The organism is Pantoea sp. X-Soil-YNGN-775 (assembly GCF_059730575.1).
This window is the reverse complement of sequence record NZ_AP035945.1, coordinates 1,440,032-1,457,800: the sequence shown is the minus strand read 5'-3', so window position 1 is coordinate 1,457,800 and position 17,769 is coordinate 1,440,032. Positions and strand designations below refer to the sequence as shown.

Below are 17,769 nucleotides of genomic sequence, written 5' to 3'. Positions count from 1 at the left end.
ATGGCCCGGCTACGCCGGTCTTAGTTACTCTTTTTCTGAGCCAGACTTACCGAGAATCGCCTGCAGATCCTCTCTCAGGCTCGACATCTGGTTTGCATACTTCTCTTTGCGTTCCGCATCTTCAATCAACTGAACAACCGTCTCAGACAAGGTGCTGTTACGCCGCTGCGCCAGTCCTGCCAGTCGTTGCCAGACCAGATACTCCAGGTCGATCGACTTCTTGCGCGTATGCTGGTGTTCAGCGTTGAAATGGCGTTTGCGTCGCGCACGGATGGTCTGCTTTAGCCGGTTATCGAGATCGGCATGAATATGCTCAGCAATCCATTCATTTACCGATACCGGATTATTTTCCATCGCCAGCAGCTTATCGACTGCCGCCTGCGCCGCACTTAATTCAAGGTGACGCGTGATCAGTTCACCCTCCCGATGTTTTTTCACCAGGTATTTCCATTTCCATCCACTTTCAAGATTTTCGAGTTGCTGGTATTTCATCGGAATCTCATCGTGATCACGTAACGAGCTAAGAATAACAGCTTTTTTCCCGGATGCAGCAACGAAAAACATGCTGCCAGCATCACATCTTCAACAGGAAGTCTGCAGTGCTTAACAAGGGTGAATCCTGTATAATCTCGCTTTTCTTAAATCAGACAAATGCGATTATTTTGACCAGCACCCAACTTACGTGGCAAACCTTACAGCCGGATAGCGCACAATACCAATCCGTTTTCTCCCGAATTGCTGATGAAGAAACCGATGCTCTGGCAACGGTACAGCCCCGATTGCTGAATGCACTGGCGCATTTACACCACCAGACGCAGGGATTCCCGTTACTGCTGGTTCGCAGCCAGGAAAATCGCGACTACCTGGCGCTGATAGCCCAGGCGGCTCAGCGGGTCATGGAGGACAACACCACGCTGTATGGTGGTGATTACCATATCATGGCCGACAACGTCACGCTGCAGCCCCCTTCTGACCCGCAGCGCCCTTTCACCAGTCAGGGCGGTATCCATTTCGCCGACTGGATTGAGACCGAACAGCTGTTTGGCTGTGTGCGTCAGCACAAGGATCGTATCCAGCTTGAGCCGGGCCTGATCCATCGCGCCAATGGCGGCACGCTGGTGCTGTCGCTGCGCAGTTTTATGACCCAGCCGATTCTCTGGCTACGCCTGAAGAAATGCATCGAGCAGGGTTATGTCGACTGGACATCTCAGGATGAACGTCGTCCGCTGCCGATCGCTATCCCGCCATTACCGCTGCAGTTAAATCTGGTCCTGTGTGGCGATCGTGAAGCGCTGGCTGATTTTCAGGAACTCGATCCTGAAGCACATGAAATGGCGATTTACACCGAATTTGAAGAGAACATTCAGGTTCTGGATGAAGATGACATGCTCGCCTGGTGCCGCTGGACTGCTGAGCTGGCGCAGCAAGCCGGGCTACCGTTACCGGAAGCGGATTTCTGGCCGGAACTGATTAAAGAAGGCGTACGCTTTAGCGGCGATCAGGAAACGTTGCCGCTCTGCCCGCGCTGGTTACAACGCCAGATGCGTGAGTCAGCACTGATGGGCGAAAAGCTTAATGCGGAAGCGCTGCGTGATGCACTCGAAGCGCGCCTGTGGCGTGAAAATTATCTCAACGAGCGGATGCGCGATGAGATCCTGCTGAAACAGATTCTGATTGAAACCGAAGGCGAAGTGGTCGGCCAGATTAACGGTCTGTCAGTGGTGGAGTATCCCGGCCATCCACGCGCCTGGGGCGATCCGTCACGTATTACCTGCGTAGTGCATCCCGGCGACGGTGAATTTACCGACGTTGAACGCAAAGCAGAGCTGGGCGGCAATATTCATGCGAAAGGCATGATGATTATGCAGGCTTATCTGATTGCCGAACTGGAACTGGAGCAGCAGCTGCCCTTCTCGGCTTCGCTGGTGTTTGAACAATCTTATTCTGAAGTCGACGGCGACAGCGCCTCGCTGGCGGAGCTGTGTGCGCTGATCAGTGCGCTGGCAAACCAGCCGGTCAATCAACAAATTGCGGTTACCGGCTCGGTCGATCAGTTTGGTAATGTGCAGCCGGTCGGCGGGCTGAACGAAAAAATCGAAGGTTTCTTCGATATTTGCCATCAGCGTGAACTGACCGGCCAGCAGGGCGTGATTATACCCGCCTGCAACGTGCGCCACCTGAGTCTGAATCAGGCCGTGGTCAGTGCGGTTGAGCAAGGTCGCTTCCATATCTGGGCGATTGAACGTGCTGATGAAGCACTGCCGCTGCTGACCGGCAAAGTCTGGGATACTGAGGATGGTGAAGGCGACAGCCTGCTGCGCACCATTCAGGAACGTATTAGCCAACTGCACCAGTCGGACGTGCCGCACCGTCCGTGGGGACTACGCTGGCTTAACTGGTTTAACCACCGTTAATCCGATTTGCTCAGCGTACAACTGTTCGCTAATATTCGTGATTCACTAAAAAAAGGCTTATTGTAAACATGGTAGATAAACGCGAATCCTATACCAAAGAAGATCTGATTCTGTCAGGTCGTGGTGAACTGTTTGGCGAAAATGGTCCGCCGCTTCCGTCAGGCAACATGTTGATGATGGACCGCGTGGTCAAGATGACCGAAGACGGCGGCAAATATGATAAAGGCTTTGTTGAAGCAGAGCTGGATATCAATCCTGACCTTTGGTTCTTCGGCTGCCACTTTATTGGCGACCCGGTGATGCCAGGTTGCTTAGGCCTGGATGCCATGTGGCAGCTGGTCGGTTTCTATCTGGGCTGGCTGGGCGGCGAAGGTAAAGGTCGTGCGCTGGGCGTGGGTGAAGTGAAATTTACCGGTCAGGTTCTGCCTGAAGCGAAGAAGGTCACTTACCGTATCCACTTCAAACGCGTCATCAACCGCAAACTGGTGATGGGCGTTGCCGATGGCGAAGTGCTGGTCGATGGCAACCTGATCTATACCGCCAGCGATCTGAAAGTAGGCTTGTTCAAAGATACCGCAGCTTTCTAAACGTTTCCCCCTGAAACGAAAACCTCCGCGCGCAGCGGAGGTTATATTCCCTTTTCAGTGACATCCGGCTAGGCAGCTACCGACCTGTCCTCCATGGCTTGTCGCCAACCTCCCAACCAGTGAGACTTAGCGTCAATCATCTGATACGGACACATCTCTTTTGAGCGTCCAGTAATGCCTGCCTGATAACCACGTGAATGGGCGCGTTCGAGGCGGTCTCGTTTCTGTCTCTTCATACTCCGTGTCCCTCATGTAAGGTCTGTGGAATCTGGTGGAAAGAAAAAGGTGGTGAATTAATGTTCAACCACCCTAATGTTCTACCCGCTACGCGCCCAAAGATCAATGCGCAATCTTCACGCCAGTGTCATAAATGTGACCTCTGTCTGACAAAATTACGCTATTTTGTGATGGATCCGGCAACACTATCTCGCTGATTACGCTAATAAAAAAACCCCTGTTTTTCGTCGCTGGTGCTTAACGAAAATCAGGGGCTTAGCTTATTTATTCATACTCTTCTTAATTTAACGCAACCGTACTGTTGGCGATCTGCTGCGCGGTTTGCTGCCAGCCCACCGCCAGCGTTCTGACCAGCGCATCGTAACCATCTTCAGTCTGTGGCAGCGCCAGATTGAACGCCTGCTTGGTCAGATGACCCTGATGTTCGAGCGTCCACTCACCACTGATCACCGCCTTGCCGTCGTAGCGACCCTGGAAGCCAGTAATGGTCACGTTCAGGGTGTCGTGCTGCGCGCCCATTGGCGTACCGGCGACCAGTCTGCCCGGCAGGGCTTTACTGAGGTTGGTAATCAGCGTTTGCTGCAGTTGCTGATCGAGCGGGCTGGCCCAAAGGTTATTGGCGGCGATAACATATTTTACGTCACTGGTCTGATAGACCAGTCCGTTACCTGCCAGATAATCAGGCACCGTAACCTGCTGAACCCACAGCATTGGTTGCGCTTCAGTGGTGCTGCTACTGCTGACCTTCATCGGCGCCGCCCCGGAGGGCAGCTGATACCAGGTATTATCGATGGTGCTGCTGCACGCGCTCAGCAGCAGCGCGGCAGAGAGTATCATTCCTTTCTTCACTGTTTCGCCCTCTTAGGCTGGGGATCCTGTCCCGGTTTCGCCTCAAACACCAGCGCGTTGCTCTTGGTATTCAGCGTCTTCAGCACCGGCTGCAGTTCACGCAGCACCTGGTCGAGTCGCTGCATATCTCCGACCAGCTTGCTGTACGCTGGCGAGCCTGGCTGCAGTCCTTTCATGCTGCGGTTCAGCTCACGCAAGGTCTGTTGCATATCTTCCGGCAGCGTTTTCATTGCCGGGCTGGCCGTCACTTTATTAATGTTTTCGATGGTGCGTTGCAGGTCACGCATCGTTCGCTGACTCTCTTTCAGCGTGCCGGTCGCTTCGCTAATCATACCGTTAAGCGGCAGTCCGTTGATCTTATCCAGCGCCGCCATCAGCTTCTGCTGAATCTGACTCAGGCCACCGCTGACGGTCGGGATAACTTCATAACCCGATACTTTCTGCGGCCCTTTGTAAGCTGGCGCATTGTCATAGAAGTCGAGATCGACGTATAACGCGCCAGACAGCAGGTTGCCGGTTTTCAGCGTGGCACGCAGGCCGCGTTTCTTACCATCCTGCAGATGCTGTTGCAGATCGAAGTTTTCGCCCAGTCGGCTGATGAAACGATCCGGTTCGATGCGGATCAGCACCGGCACCCGATAATCATTGTTCAGCGCCTGATCCAGACCCGCTTTCATCAGTGGCGCTTCAGACACCGTACCGAGGCGAATGCCGCGGAATTCAACCGGCGCACCGGCCTGCAGGCCACGAATCGAATCGGTAAAGAACAACAGATAATCGATATGATCGGTATACAGCGAGTCCTGAATGCTGCGTTGATCGTCAAACAGATGATAATCAGACTGATTCTGTGCGGCCTGGCCCAGATCCCAGCCATCCGGCACGTCAAAGCTGACGCCACCGCTGAACAGCGTGGTCAGCGATCCCATTTCCACCCGCATACCTGAGGCAGACATGTCGACGGCGATGCCACTGTCCTTCCAGAAGCGGACATTGGTGGTCACCAGCCGATCGTACGGTGCCGCGATAAACAGCTGATAAGTCATCATGCGTTTATCGGTATCGAAGGTGCTGGTTTCAACCGTACCCACGCGATAGCCACGGAACAGCACCGGATCGCCCGGATTCAGCTGGCCGGCTTTTTTGCTGTCGAGGATAATGCGGATGCCTTTAGCATCCGGTGGCGCTAATGGTGGCGCATCCAGCAGGTTAAACTGTTCAGGCGCTTCACTTTTGGTACCCGGCTGTAATTCAATATAGGCACCTGACAGCAGGGTTCCCAGACCGCTGATGCCTTCGCGACCAATTTGCGGTTTAACCACCCAGAAAACGCTGTCTTTGTGCAACAGTTTTCCCATACCGGCATTGAGGCGGGCTTTGATTTCTACGTGATGCAGATCGTCGCTCAGCACTGCGCTCTCGACCACACCGACATCAACGCTGCGGCTTTTGATGGTGGTTTTACCTGCTTCAATGCCTTCAGCATTTTCGGTAATCAGAGTAACGACCGGACCCTGGTGGCTGAAGTGATAGAACAGAATCCATCCGCCGATTAACAGCGTAACGATGGGGACAATCCAGACTGGCGACCAGCGCTTGATCTGTTCCACCTTTGCATGGCCGTGATTAGTTTCCGTCAAGGCGCGACTCCTTAATATTGTTTTCGCGTACACGATCCCAGGTTAATCGCGGGTCAAAGGCCATTGCAGCAATCATGGTCAGAATGACCACCAGCGCAAATAACACTGCCCCCCACGCGGGATACACACTCATTAATTGCCCCATGCGCACCAGCGCAGAGAGCACGGCAATCACAAATACGTCGATCATCGACCAGCGACCAACAAATTCAACCACTTCATAAATCAGGTGCATCTTGTGGCTATCATGGCTTCCACGTCCGCCGGCATCCCAGCAGAGCCAGCCGATCGCCAGCATTTTCAGCGTCGGCACCATAATACTGGCGATAAAAATCACCAGCGCCACCGGATAAGACCCGTCGCTCCACAGTAAGATCACGCCCGCCATAATATTGGAGGGATAAGCGCTGCCCAGCGTTTCTGTCACCATAATGGGCATCAGGTTAGCGGGAATATAGAGAATGACCGAAGTCAGCAGCAGCGCCAGCGTCCATTGCAGGCTGTGTTTACGACGCACTGATGCCACCACTCCGCAGCGGGTACAGTGGCGCTGCTCTGCCGACAGAATGGCGGTGCAGCAGGGACAAGATCGCAAGTCCTGCTGCAGGCCGGTGACGCCAACTTTGGGTGGATGCGGCAGAGCGGGTAGTGGCGCAATGCTCTGCCACAGCTGACGCCGATCGATGCATTGAAAGGCCCGCAGTTGCAGCAGGCAGAACAGACACCACGGCCAGAAGCTGGTTTCCAACCCGATATCGCCATACGCCATCAGCTTGACGAAACTGACCAGCACCCCCGCCATGAAGATTTCCGCCATGCCCCAGTTGCGTAACTGAAACAGTATGCGCGCCAGCCCCAGTTTCAGGCTGTTGGGCAGCGGCACCGGATTTACCAGCAGCAGAATGGTGACCATGCAGAACGCCGGAATCGCCTGAACAAACAGCAGGAACAGCGTCGCCAGGCTGCTGTAGTCCTCCGACACCATCACCTGCGGTATCTCTGTCAGAGTGATCTGGCTGCTGAGCCCGGCCACTTTCATGGTGATAAATGGAAACAGGTTAGCCAGCAGCAGCATAAACAAGGCGGCCAGCGCATAACCGGTTGGCCGCCTGCGCGGCTCGTACCAGTTCGCCGTCAGGGAAGTGTGACAGCGCGGGCATGAGGCACGGCTGCCAACGGGGATGTCCGGCAGCTTATTCATTAAATCGCATTGTGGACAGAGCATCCACGCGTCACTTTTATCTGCTGAACACATCCGTTATCCCTTGCTCTACGCGCCGTTTTTCATTGACTCAAGCTCTTCCCAACGCGCGAAAGCGGTTTCCAGTTCCTGCTCAGCCTGCGCCAGACTGTCCAGTACCGGTTGCGTTTGATCATGGGCCTGGCTGAAGAAGTCCGGATGACTCATTTTCGCCTGCAGTTCGCCAATTCTCGCTTCCAGCTGTTCCAGCTTTTGCGGCAGCTGTTCCAGCTCACGCGCCAGGTTATAGCTTAGTTTGTTGACGCTGCGTTTGGCAGCCTCGTTTTTCTCTGTCGCAGGTTTTGCCACAGTGCTCGCGGCTTTGGCCGGTGCGCCCGCTTTCTGCTGCTTATAGGCCGCACGCTGCTGTTGGGCATCGTGATAGCCGCCGACGAAGGTGCCAATTTCACCGTTGCCTTCGAAGATCCAGCACTCGGTGACGGTATTGTCGACAAACTGACGATCGTGGCTCACCAGCAGCACGGTGCCCTGATAGCCATCAATCAGCTCTTCCAGCAGCTCCAGCGTTTCAACGTCGAGGTCGTTGGTCGGTTCATCGAGAATCATCAGGTTGCTGGGACGCAGGAACAGACGCGCCAGCAGCAGGCGGTTACGCTCACCACCGGACAAGGCACGCACCGGCGTCATGGCGCGTTTAGGGTGGAACAGGAAGTCCTGCAGATAGCCCAGCACGTGACGCGGCTTGCCGTTGACCAGCACTTCCTGCTTGCCTTCAGCAAGGTTATCCATCACGGTGCGGTCCGGATCGAGCTCGGCGCGGTGCTGGTCGAAATAGGCCACTTCCAGCTTGGTGCCAGAATGAACGCGGCCATGATCGGCTTGCAGCTGCTGCAGCATCAGGCGCAGTAAAGTGGTTTTACCGCAGCCGTTCGGGCCGATCAGCGCAATTTTATCGCCACGCTGCACCTGGGAAGAGAAGTTTTTCACCAACACTTTGCCGTCAACCGCATAGTCGACGTTTTCCAGCTCAAACACGATTTTGCCCGAGCGCGACGCTTCGCCCACCTGCATGTTGGCTTTGCCCATCACTTCGCGACGTTCTGAACGTTCACGACGCAGCGCTTTCAGCGCACGCACGCGGCCTTCGTTACGGGTACGGCGCGCTTTGATGCCCTGACGGATCCAGACCTCTTCCTGCGCCAGCTTGCGGTCGAATTCCGCGTTCTGCATCTCTTCGACGCGCAGCGCTTCCTCTTTCCCTTCGAGATACTGGTCATAATTGCCCGGCCAGGAAACCAGTTTACCGCGGTCGAGATCGACAATTCGCGTCGCCATGTTGCGAATAAACGAACGGTCATGCGAGATAAACACGATGCTGCCGCTGAAGTTCTTCAGGAAAGTTTCCAGCCAGTCGATGGTTTCGATATCGAGGTGGTTCGTCGGCTCATCCAGCATCAGTACGCGCGGATTGCTGACCAGCGCCCGACCAAGCGCCGCTTTACGCAGCCAGCCACCCGACAGCGATGAAAGTTCGGTATCGGGCTGCAGACCAATCTGCTCCAGCACATCATTGATACGGCTTTCCAGCTGCCACAAATTCTGGTGGTCGAGAATGCTCTGCAAACGCGCCATTTCATTGAGGTTTTTATCGCTGGGATCTTCCATCACCACATGGGAAATGGCGTGATAAGCCTTAAGATGTTCGGCCTGTTCTTCCACGCCTTCGGCGACGAAGTCATACACTGAACCGGTAATATTGCGCGGCGGGTCCTGCTGCAGACGCGCAACAACTAAATCGGTTTCATAAACGATGCGACCATCATCCAGCGGCTGTTCGCCGTTGATGATCTTCATCAGGGTCGATTTACCGGCACCGTTACGGCCCACCAGACAGACGCGCTCGTTCTCTTCGATGTGCAGTTCGGTATTGTCTAACAGCGGCGCATCGCTGAAGGAGAGATAAGCGCCGTGGATACTGATTAATGACATGTAAACTTATTCCTTACCGACGTGAGTGATCAGCCAGCAGTTGTGAATTTGACGGTTACGCGCGAAGTCCTGCGACTGCGTTTTTTGGGTAATGTCCTGCGCCTGCAGGCCCAACGCCTTCAGACCATCCATATCCATTTTGAAACCACGTTTGTTATTGGAGAACATGATGGTGCCGCCGCGACGCAGCAGACGCTTCAGGTTGCGCATCAGCATCATGTGATCGCGCTGCACGTCGAAGCTCTCTTCCATACGTTTTGAGTTCGAGAAGGTCGGCGGATCGATAAAGATCAGATCAAAATTCTCATCACTTTCATTCAGCCAGCTCAGGCAATCCGCCTGCATCAGGCGATGCTGACGACCGGTCAGGCCGTTCAGACGTAAATTGCGCTCCGCCCACTCCAGATAGGTACGTGACATATCCACCGTGGTGGTTGAGCGCGCGCCGCCGAGACCGGCGTGCACGCTGGCGGTGCCGGTATAGGCAAACAGGTTAAGGAAGTCTTTTCCCTGACTCATCTGACCCAGCATTTTGCGCGCAATTCGGTGATCAAGAAACAGACCGGTGTCGAGATAATCAGTCAGGTTGACCCAGAAACGCGCATTAAACTCTTTGACCTCAAAATAGTCGCCCTTCTCGCTGAGCTTCTGATACTGCGCTTTGCCTTTCTGGCGTTCACGCGTTTTCAGGATCAGACGGTCGGCGGGCAGTTCAAGCACGGTGAGCGTCGCACTGATCACATCGAACAGGCGCTGGCGCGCTTTGTTCGGATCGATGGTTTTCGGCGGCGCATATTCCTGAATGATCACCCAATCGGCGTAGCGATCGACCGCCACGTTGTAGTCCGGCAGATCGGCATCATAAATGCGATAACACTCAATGCCTTCCTGCCGCGCCCACTTCTCCAGCTTCTTCAGATTTTTACGCAGGCGGTTGGCGTAATCTTCCGCGATCTGGCCGGCGCTTTCACCGCTGTTGACCGAAAGCTGATAATTTTTCTGCACGCAATCCAGCGGACCGTTTTTCGCTTTGAACTGGCGATCGGCGCGCAGTTGCAGACAGCTCAGCAGTTCCGGCGAGGCGCTGAACAGCGACAGATTCCAGCCGCCAAAGTGCAGCTTCATCAGGCGTCCGAGCTGGCTGTGCAGCGCAATCAGCGCCGGCTCACTCTCCAGACGTTCACCGTAAGGGGGGTTGCACAGCACCGTGCCGTGGATCAGTGGATCGACCGGGTTAGTCAGCTTCAGCAGATCCTGCTGGCCGAAGGTAAAGAGTTCGAATACGCCAGCACGACGGGCATTGGCCTGCGCCCATTCCAGCACCCGACCATTGTTGTCATAGCCGAAGAAGCGTGCCTGAGTCGCCGCCGTGCCGTTACGGGCGCGGGTCTGCGCTTCGGTTTTCACTTCCTGCCACAGCGCGGCGTTAAACTGACTCCATGCGGTGAAGCCCCAGTGCTTACGCAACAGGCCTGGCGCGCGATCGCAGGCGATCAGTGCCGCTTCGATCAGCAGCGTGCCCGATCCGCACATCGGATCGATCAGCGGCGTGGTTGGCTGCCAGCCTGAACGCAGCACGATCGCCGCGGCCAGGTTCTCTTTCAGCGGTGCCTGTCCGGTCTGCTGGCGGTAGCCGCGCTGATGCAGCGCACTGCCGCTCAGATCCAGCGCAATACTGGCGCGATCGTCGTTCAGCCAGACGTTAATCCGGATATCCGCCTGCTCGCGATCCACATTCGGACGCTCCAGATTCTGGCGGGTAAAGCTGTCGACAATGGCGTCTTTCACCTTCAGGGCACCGAACTGGCTGTTGCGAATCGAATCATTGGTTCCGCTAAAGTGCACCACAAAGGTTTTGTCGCTGCCGAACATCGTTGGCCAGTCAACGCTTTGCACACCCAGATAAAGATCCAGATCGCTGTAGACGCCAAACTCTCCCAGCGGCAGCAGGATGCGTGAGGCTAAACGGCTCCACATCAGGCTTTGATACATTACGCGCTCGTCGGCCTGGTAGTGAACACCGCCCTGCACCACCTGCAAATCCTGCGCGCCCAGCGCGTCCAGCTCACTTTTTAACAGCTCTTCGAGCCCACGCGCCGTGCTGGCAAACAGAGAATTCATATCGTCACTTTTTAACTCTTGAGAAAATTGTTGCGCATTATAGCGAATCGGAGACCTATGTCATAAAGTTAGCTACTTTTGTCTTGCGCGCCTGGTTTCAAGGAGATCACCATGATTACGCTTTCCCGCTTATTTATTCATCCTGTGAAGTCGATGCGGGGATTGCAACTGTCGCATGCGCAGGTTTCAGACAGCGGACTGGCGTTTGATCGCCTGTTCATGGTGACTGAACCTGATGGAACCTTTATTACGGCGCGACAATACCCGGAGATGGTCCGTTTCACACCGGTGATTCTGCCGGATGGCCTGCTGCTGCTGGCACCGGACGGCAGCCATTCAAGCGTTAGCTTCAGTGATTTCAGCGGGCAGTATCATCCGACTGAAGTCTGGGGCAACCATTTCACCGCCCGTATCGCGCCAGAGGCAATCAACCAGTGGCTCAGTCAGTTCTTTCCGCGCGAGGTGCAGGTGCGCTGGGTCGGTCCGCAACCCACCCGACGGGTCAAAAATTTCGCGTCAGTGCCGCTCAGCTTTGCCGATGGCTTTCCGTTTCTGCTGGTCAACAGCGCCTCGTTAGCCGATCTGCAACAGCGCTGCCCGGCCAGCGTCCGTGTTGAACAGTTTCGGCCGAATCTGGTGGTCAGCGGTCCCGCAGCCTGGGAAGAAGATAGCTGGGCGGAGATTAAGATTGGCGAGGTGTTATTCGAAGTCACCAAACCGTGCAGCCGCTGCGTGTTCACCACCGTCAGCCCGGAGACCGGGCATAAACATCCGGCTGGCCAGCCCCTGGCGACATTGCAGGGCTTTCGCAGCGCGCAGGACGGCAGTGGCGACATTGATTTCGGTCTGAATTTAATTGCCCGCAATTCGGGCGTGGTTCGCGCCGGTGATACGGTTACCGTTATTAAACGACGTTCGCCGCGTGTTTACGGCGCGGGTGAGGTGGTTCAGACGCTGCAACCCCAGCGGCAGGCGCCGTCGGCCGTCAACATTACCTTTCAGGGCCAGACCTTCACCGGTGATAATCAGCAGGTGTTGCTGGAACAGCTGGAGATGCAGGGGTTCCGTATCCCCTACTCTTGCCGGGCAGGTTTATGCGGCAGTTGTAAACTCAGGCTGGTTGCGGGGGAAGTTAAGGCCCTCAAGCAAAGCGCCATAGGTCAGGATGGCACCCTGTTGAGTTGCAGCTGTATTCCGGCTGGCGATGTGGAACTGAACTGATTACACCGCGCGGGCATAGCGCGGCATAATATCCTGACAGTAAGGTTGCAGGCGGTCGTTCATCACTTTGATAGCATCGCCAAGCACCATCGACTTACCCGCCAGCGTCAGACCGGGCTGTGCCAGCAGGCAGAGTGCGGCGTTATCGCCCTTCTCCACCACCAGCAGACGTGCCGGTTCGCCATTGTCCGCCAGCGTGACCTGCACCATCTCACCGATATTCGGCTGCAGGGCGGGCGCATAAGATGAGAAATGCCAGCTTTTCGGCATCAGCGGTTTCAGGAATCGTGCCGCCACCAGCGCATTTAACACCAGCTCCGCGCGGTGCTGGCTGCTCAACTTACACTGCCGACAGGTCTCTTCAAAGGTGTAATAGAGCGCGGCGTCATCAACACAAAAGCCGGTTTCATTAAACGCATCCGGGGTGAGCATTTTGCGGGAATAGCGGGAACGAAAAAGCATACCGTCAGCCAGGTCGAGCATCATTCGGTCGTGGCTGGCATCAAAATACCAACGCCAGTTATCATCAGGTTTGATTTTCATAGTGTGCCCTGTATTTACCGCTGCGCCAAAAATCACGCAGAATTCAGCGAAAAAAGAAACATAAGGAAAAGCTGAAAATTCGTGCAACAGGCCAAAATATAAACGAGCCGGAAGGATAAATAAACCCCCCGGCTGACGATTGTAAGAAATGTCTTAGAGATAAGTGACGATATCTTTAATTAATCCTGGTCCCTGATAAATAAAGCCGGAATAAATCTGTACCAGCGTCGCACCCGCTGCGATCTTTTCGCGTGCCGCAGTCAACGAATCAATCCCGCCTACACCAATAACTGGCAGTCGACCCTTCAGCTCCTGAGACAGGCGCTGAATCACCTCAGTGCTGCGCGACTGGACCGGACGACCACTTAGCCCACCGGCCTCTTCAGCATATTTAAGGCCACTCACCAGTGAACGATCGAGGGTGGTATTGGTGGCAATGACGCCATCAATCTGGTGACGGACTAAACTGTCGGCGACCTGAATTAACTCTTCTTCGGTGAGGTCGGGGGCGATTTTTACCGCCACCGGAACATATTTTAAGTGACGCTGTTCCAGCTCTTTTTGTTTTTGTTTGATCGAGACCAGCAGATCGTCCAGCGCTTCGCCATATTGCAGTGAGCGTAATCCCGGGGTGTTCGGCGAGGAGATATTGATCGCAATATAACCGGCATGGGCGTAGACCTTTTCCATGCAGATCAGATAGTCCTCTTTGCCTTGCTCGACCGGGGTATCTTTATTCTTGCCAATATTGATCCCCAGTACCCCTTTAAAACGTGCTTTTTTGACGTTTTCAACCAGGTGATCAACGCCGAGATTATTGAACCCCATGCGATTAATAATGCCGCCCGCTTCGACTAAACGAAACATCCGCGGTTTGTCATTGCCCGGCTGGGCACGTGGCGTGACGGTACCGACCTCAACGAAGCCGAAGCCCATTGCGCCAAAGGCATCGATACATTCGGCATTTTTATCCAGACCTGCCGCCAGGCCGAGGGCGTTATCAAAGGTTAATCCCATACAGGTTACCGGACGCGACGGCAGCTTCTGGCGGATTAACCCTTCCAGCGGTGTGCCGCTCATGAAACGCAGTTGCTGAAAGGTGAGTTCGTGCGCGCGCTCGGGGTCGAGTTTAAACAGCGCCGGTCGGACGATAGGATAAAACATGCACTCTCCTGAAGGACGGAAGCAATCGTGAAAGTCGGTGCACGGGAAAATGTGCGCCAGAATGGTAAAGTGCTCTGGCGCAAAAGTAAATCGAACGGCGAGGAAGGGGAAAAGTATCTGAAGCTGAGTTGATCTTACCCCACGGAATCGTTTACGGGGTCGATTCGGGCGTGGGCGGGAAACAGGTATTCACGCAGAATACCGCGCCGCAGCATGATGCCAAAAATGCCGATGCAGACGAACGCTTCCGCCAGCACCATCGACCAGGCAGCACCTATCGCCCCATACTGCCACGCCAGCAGGCAGCAAAGCGGCACGTTGATGACCCCAGCCGCCATCATCACCAGCATACGCTGGCGCGCCAGGCCGTGCGGGATCAGAATCTGCAAACCGGCTGGATAAGAGATATTGCCGAACAGGAAGCAGAGCACGAACACCCGCAGCACATCCGCCGACGGCATAAACGCCTTGCCCAGCAGCAGTGACACCACCTGATCGGCAAACAGCCAGGTAAATATCACAATCGACAGGCTGAGAGAAAACGAGAGCAGCAAACTTTTACGGGTGGCGGCAATCGCGGCGCGCTTATCGCGTCCAAACAGGTGGCTGACGCGTGGGAAGAAGGCGCTGCCGATCTGTTCCGGCACCGAGTTGGCCGCTTTACGCAGGCGATCTGCCCCGTTGTAAATACCGACCATGTAGTGCGAGGTAAACGAGGCGAGGATTACCACATTGACGCTGTTAAACAGATTGGCCCCGGCGATAGCGATAAACACATCCATGCTGTCGGTGATGCGCTGTTTGATTTCGCGTGGCTCAAAGCGGTAACGGCCAATCACCTTCATCTCCAGCACAAATTTCAGGGTGATGGCCGCACTGATAATCGAAACGGCCCCCGGGATCAGGGCAGCCAGCCAGGTATCCTCAGGTGTTTTGACCAGCAAAAAGGTCAGCGGGATAGCGCAGAAGTTACCAAAGGTGGCAATCACCGCCGTTTTGCCGAGCTTCTCAAAGCCCTGCATCAGCCAGCCAAACGAAAACAGCGAGCCGATCAGCGTGGTGCAGTTGGCAAGAATAATAAAGAACAGCGGATGCCAGGCCGGATTAAACCAGGTGGCCGTCAGCAAGGTGCCGCTGGTCAGCACCAGCAGCATCAGTTTGGCATTGAAGGTCGACCAGAACAGCTGACTGACCCGCGCTTTGTCATCACGATGGTGAGCAATATCTTTGGTGGTAAAGACATTAAACCCCCAGTCGGAGATGGTGCTGCAATAGAGCACGCAGGCAATCGCCAGCGCCAGGGTCCCCATCTGTTCGACGCCGAGGATGCGCGCCAGATAAGGCAAGGTCGCCAGCGGAAACAGAAACGAAGCGCCGCGGTAGGCCAGCAGTGAGAAGATATTAATAATCAGACTTTTATCAAGAACTTTTGCCATGTCGCAACAACCTTATACACATTGCATGTCTCACCTTCTCATTTCGCTAAGGCATAAACAATATTGCTAAACACTTTTCAGAATCAGGCTGCGCGGTTAATTTCTTTTTTGACCTTGTAGCTCTGCAAGGCAATAAACAGGTCCGGTTGATTGAACAGCAACCACTCTTTAAAGTTTTGTGCTTTCACACCACGCCCCATAAAACGAATGGCATTACGCACATATTCCGGCACCGGCGTTTGATTATACAGCGATAAATAGATCATCAGGCGGAACGAGTGGGTTAAATAGGCTTTCTCCAGCGTCGTACGCCACTCTGTTTTAGCCTGGGAGCTATTTAAGGTATTGTAAGCGTGCATAAACGCGTCGTAGCGCTGAAAGAAAAACTCATCACCTTTGGTACTGTTTGTCAGCGAGCCGCTGCGAATACGCTGCTTATAATAAACCTGACGACTAACCCACGCCTGCTGACATTTCATAAATACCGACAGCGTGAAATTATGATCTTCATGAATCCGGCGAACGAAGCGTAATTTATGCTGCTCTATCACGCTTTTTCTCAGCACGTAGTTCCACACCGCCGAGGTATAGCTGCCGTTACGCAGCAGGCGCATAAAGACTTCCTGAGGCCGCTGCACACCAAACTGGTCATGTTTGACTTTGGGTGAGGTTATCTCAATATGGCCATCTTCGTAGACGCAGGAATTAAAGCAGAACAGGTCGGTGCGGGGATGTTTCTCCACGACGCTGGCCAGCTCCGCCACCAGCCCATCAACCACCACGTCATCCGGGTCACAGAAGAACAGGAACTCGCCCTGCGCCAGCGCAATACCGGTATCGCGGGCATTGCCCAGTCCGCCATTTTCAATGGTGATCACTTTTACCTGAGAAAGATGCGCATAATTCTGCTCAATCAGGGCCAGTGTTCCATCGGTTGATCCATCATTTACAATGATTATTTCATTCGGCGCTTTTACCTGACGCAATAATGAATCAACGCACTCCACAATATATTTCTCAACGTTGTAAGTCGGAATAATCACCGATAACAGGATGTCAGACATAGGCAATTCTCTGCTGTTAGAAAATGACAATACGATTCACCTGCCTGATGCAGGTCATGACCAGAGGCGAAACGTCGGAAAAGAAGTATTCATTATTAAAGCTGCTTACTTTGAGCCTGATTATCTTAAACCGGTTAAGCCGATAAAGACCAGTCGGGAAAAAATAGCGCAGTGAAAAACGGGCTGTCACTGTTAAATAAGTTGCATCTATAGTCTGGTGGGATGTTAAAACGGTTGAGGATTGATTTAATTTTGCAGTAAAAAGCAGCGGTAACCGGTCTCCGGAAAATGTAAGCGAATGCCTGAAAGCGTTAATATCTTCATTATTACATTGTTTTCGTTTCAGTGACCTTTCTGCAATTAATCTGAGCTGTTGTTACTCTACCACCCTGGGAGGGGTTGATTTTATATCGTTTTTTCCGATTATTTGCCCAGCCGCCTCGTTTTTCACGCCCCTCACCATAATAAGAATGGTTAAGCAATCAGTCTGCGGATGATTTACTGGCGGCGGCTCGCTTATTTTGTGATCTCGCTTCATGAGCTTTAATGAGTAATCGGACGGACAGCCCAAAATTTAAGAATTATCGGAAGCCGCTTTACCATCGCTTATTGCTTAGCCCGCCTATTTGCAGATTTCACTTTTAGATTGCCGGATAAATCATTTAAGCCCACTCCCCTGCTCTGACAGTATGAAGGCATAAGTTCTCAACATTAGATAATCAATAACTTTTAGTTATAAGGAGTGATGATGCGAGTTATTACGCTGGCAGGCAGCCCACGGTTTCCTTCACGCTCAACGTCGCTACTGACGCTGTGTCAGCACAAACTGGAAGCACGGGGTATCGAAGTCATTCCGTGGAATATTCATAACTTCCAGCCGGACGATCTGATCAATGCGCGTTTTGACGCCCCGGCGCTGCTGGCATTACGTGAAGATCTGGCCACTGCGGATGGCCTGATTGTGGCGACGCCTATCTATAAAGCCTCTTTTTCTGGTGCACTCAAAACCCTGCTCGATCTGCTGCCGGAACGTGCGTTAGAGCACAAGGTGGTGCTGCCCTTAGCCAGCGGCGGCAGTGCAGGCCATATGCTGGCCCTCGACTATGCGCTAAAGCCGGTGCTCAACGCCCTGAAAGCGCAGGAAATTCTGCATGGCGTGTATGCCGAAGATAACCAGATTCATCATTACGATCGTCAGCCGGAGCTACAGGACTCGCTGGCACAGCGCCTTGACGACGCGGTAGCCGCGTTCTGGCTGGCGCTGACCCGTCATCACCATCCCGTTGCACAAGCGGTATAAAAG

16 protein-coding genes are annotated in these 17,769 nt (G+C 54.0%); 5 read left to right on the top strand and 11 right to left on the bottom strand.

The window, feature by feature from the left end; genetic code table 11:
• Positions 1–24 precede the first annotated feature (24 nt).
• Complete coding sequence (gene matP / locus AC6I8I_RS06760) at positions 25–492, bottom strand: macrodomain Ter protein MatP (RefSeq protein ID WP_497828461.1); 468 nt, start codon at positions 490–492, stop codon at positions 25–27.
• 53 nt (positions 493–545) lie between these two features.
• Between matP and AC6I8I_RS06755 the strand changes: the two genes are divergently transcribed.
• On the top strand, positions 546–2,414 hold the full coding sequence (locus AC6I8I_RS06755) for an AAA family ATPase (protein WP_312052682.1): 1,869 nt from the start codon (positions 546–548) through the stop codon (positions 2,412–2,414).
• A gap of 68 nt (positions 2,415–2,482) precedes the next feature.
• Positions 2,483–3,001 (top strand): bifunctional 3-hydroxydecanoyl-ACP dehydratase/trans-2-decenoyl-ACP isomerase, encoded by a 519-nt coding sequence (gene fabA, locus AC6I8I_RS06750; RefSeq protein ID WP_008925876.1) that lies wholly within the window; start codon positions 2,483–2,485, stop codon positions 2,999–3,001.
• A 68-nt stretch (positions 3,002–3,069) separates the two neighbouring features.
• Here fabA and rmf read toward each other — a convergent pair whose 3' ends face one another.
• From rmf to rlmKL, 6 genes are all read right to left on the bottom strand, one after another.
• Positions 3,070–3,237 (bottom strand): ribosome modulation factor, encoded by a 168-nt coding sequence (gene rmf, locus AC6I8I_RS06745; protein WP_072050988.1) that lies wholly within the window; start codon positions 3,235–3,237, stop codon positions 3,070–3,072.
• 280 nt (positions 3,238–3,517) lie between these two features.
• Complete coding sequence (gene pqiC, locus AC6I8I_RS06740; protein WP_312052684.1) at positions 3,518–4,087, bottom strand: membrane integrity-associated transporter subunit PqiC; 570 nt, start codon at positions 4,085–4,087, stop codon at positions 3,518–3,520.
• The gene (gene pqiB, locus AC6I8I_RS06735) at positions 4,084–5,727 is read right to left on the bottom strand and encodes an intermembrane transport protein PqiB (RefSeq protein ID WP_312052685.1); all 1,644 of its coding nucleotides are present in this window, start codon (positions 5,725–5,727) and stop codon (positions 4,084–4,086) included. Before pqiB ends, pqiC begins: the two co-directional genes overlap by 4 nt.
• Positions 5,714–6,982 (bottom strand): membrane integrity-associated transporter subunit PqiA, encoded by a 1,269-nt coding sequence (gene pqiA / locus AC6I8I_RS06730; protein ID WP_312052686.1) that lies wholly within the window; start codon positions 6,980–6,982, stop codon positions 5,714–5,716. Before pqiA ends, pqiB begins: the two co-directional genes overlap by 14 nt.
• 15 nt (positions 6,983–6,997) lie before the next feature.
• A complete protein-coding gene (locus AC6I8I_RS06725) occupies positions 6,998–8,917 on the bottom strand; it encodes an ABC transporter ATP-binding protein (RefSeq protein ID WP_312756484.1) in 1,920 nt (639 codons plus the stop codon).
• A gap of 6 nt (positions 8,918–8,923) precedes the next feature.
• Positions 8,924–11,038, bottom strand: coding sequence for a bifunctional 23S rRNA (guanine(2069)-N(7))-methyltransferase RlmK/23S rRNA (guanine(2445)-N(2))-methyltransferase RlmL (gene rlmKL / locus AC6I8I_RS06720; protein WP_497828460.1), 2,115 nt, complete (start codon positions 11,036–11,038; stop codon positions 8,924–8,926).
• Between the two features lie 111 nt (positions 11,039–11,149).
• Between rlmKL and AC6I8I_RS06715 the strand changes: the two genes are divergently transcribed.
• On the top strand, positions 11,150–12,259 hold the full coding sequence (locus AC6I8I_RS06715; protein ID WP_497828459.1) for a YcbX family protein: 1,110 nt from the start codon (positions 11,150–11,152) through the stop codon (positions 12,257–12,259).
• On the opposite strand, the gene AC6I8I_RS06710 is transcribed toward AC6I8I_RS06715, so the two are convergent.
• The 4 genes from AC6I8I_RS06710 to AC6I8I_RS06695 form a co-directional block, all read right to left on the bottom strand.
• Positions 12,260–12,802 (bottom strand): cell division protein ZapC, encoded by a 543-nt coding sequence (locus AC6I8I_RS06710; RefSeq protein WP_312052692.1) that lies wholly within the window; start codon positions 12,800–12,802, stop codon positions 12,260–12,262.
• Between the two features lie 153 nt (positions 12,803–12,955).
• Complete coding sequence (gene pyrD, locus AC6I8I_RS06705) at positions 12,956–13,966, bottom strand: quinone-dependent dihydroorotate dehydrogenase (protein ID WP_312052694.1); 1,011 nt, start codon at positions 13,964–13,966, stop codon at positions 12,956–12,958.
• A gap of 134 nt (positions 13,967–14,100) precedes the next feature.
• Positions 14,101–15,402: a flippase gene (locus tag AC6I8I_RS06700; protein ID WP_069728118.1), complete on the bottom strand. Its 1,302-nt coding sequence runs from the start codon at positions 15,400–15,402 to the stop codon at positions 14,101–14,103.
• A gap of 83 nt (positions 15,403–15,485) precedes the next feature.
• Positions 15,486–16,466 carry a glycosyltransferase family 2 protein gene (locus AC6I8I_RS06695; RefSeq protein ID WP_312756479.1) on the bottom strand — a complete coding sequence of 327 codons (981 nt, stop codon included), beginning with the start codon at positions 16,464–16,466 and terminating at the stop codon, positions 15,486–15,488.
• Here AC6I8I_RS06695 and AC6I8I_RS06690 point away from each other — a divergent pair.
• Together AC6I8I_RS06690 and ssuE are read left to right on the top strand one after the other, a co-directional pair.
• Positions 16,456–16,641, top strand: a complete 186-nt coding sequence (locus tag AC6I8I_RS06690) for a hypothetical protein (RefSeq protein ID WP_497828458.1) — start codon at positions 16,456–16,458, stop codon at positions 16,639–16,641. The two genes, AC6I8I_RS06695 and AC6I8I_RS06690, sit on opposite strands and share 11 nt — an antisense overlap.
• 573 nt (positions 16,642–17,214) lie before the next feature.
• Positions 17,215–17,766 (top strand): NADPH-dependent FMN reductase, encoded by a 552-nt coding sequence (gene ssuE, locus AC6I8I_RS06685; RefSeq protein WP_312757314.1) that lies wholly within the window; start codon positions 17,215–17,217, stop codon positions 17,764–17,766.
• Positions 17,767–17,769: the final 3 nt, after the last annotated feature.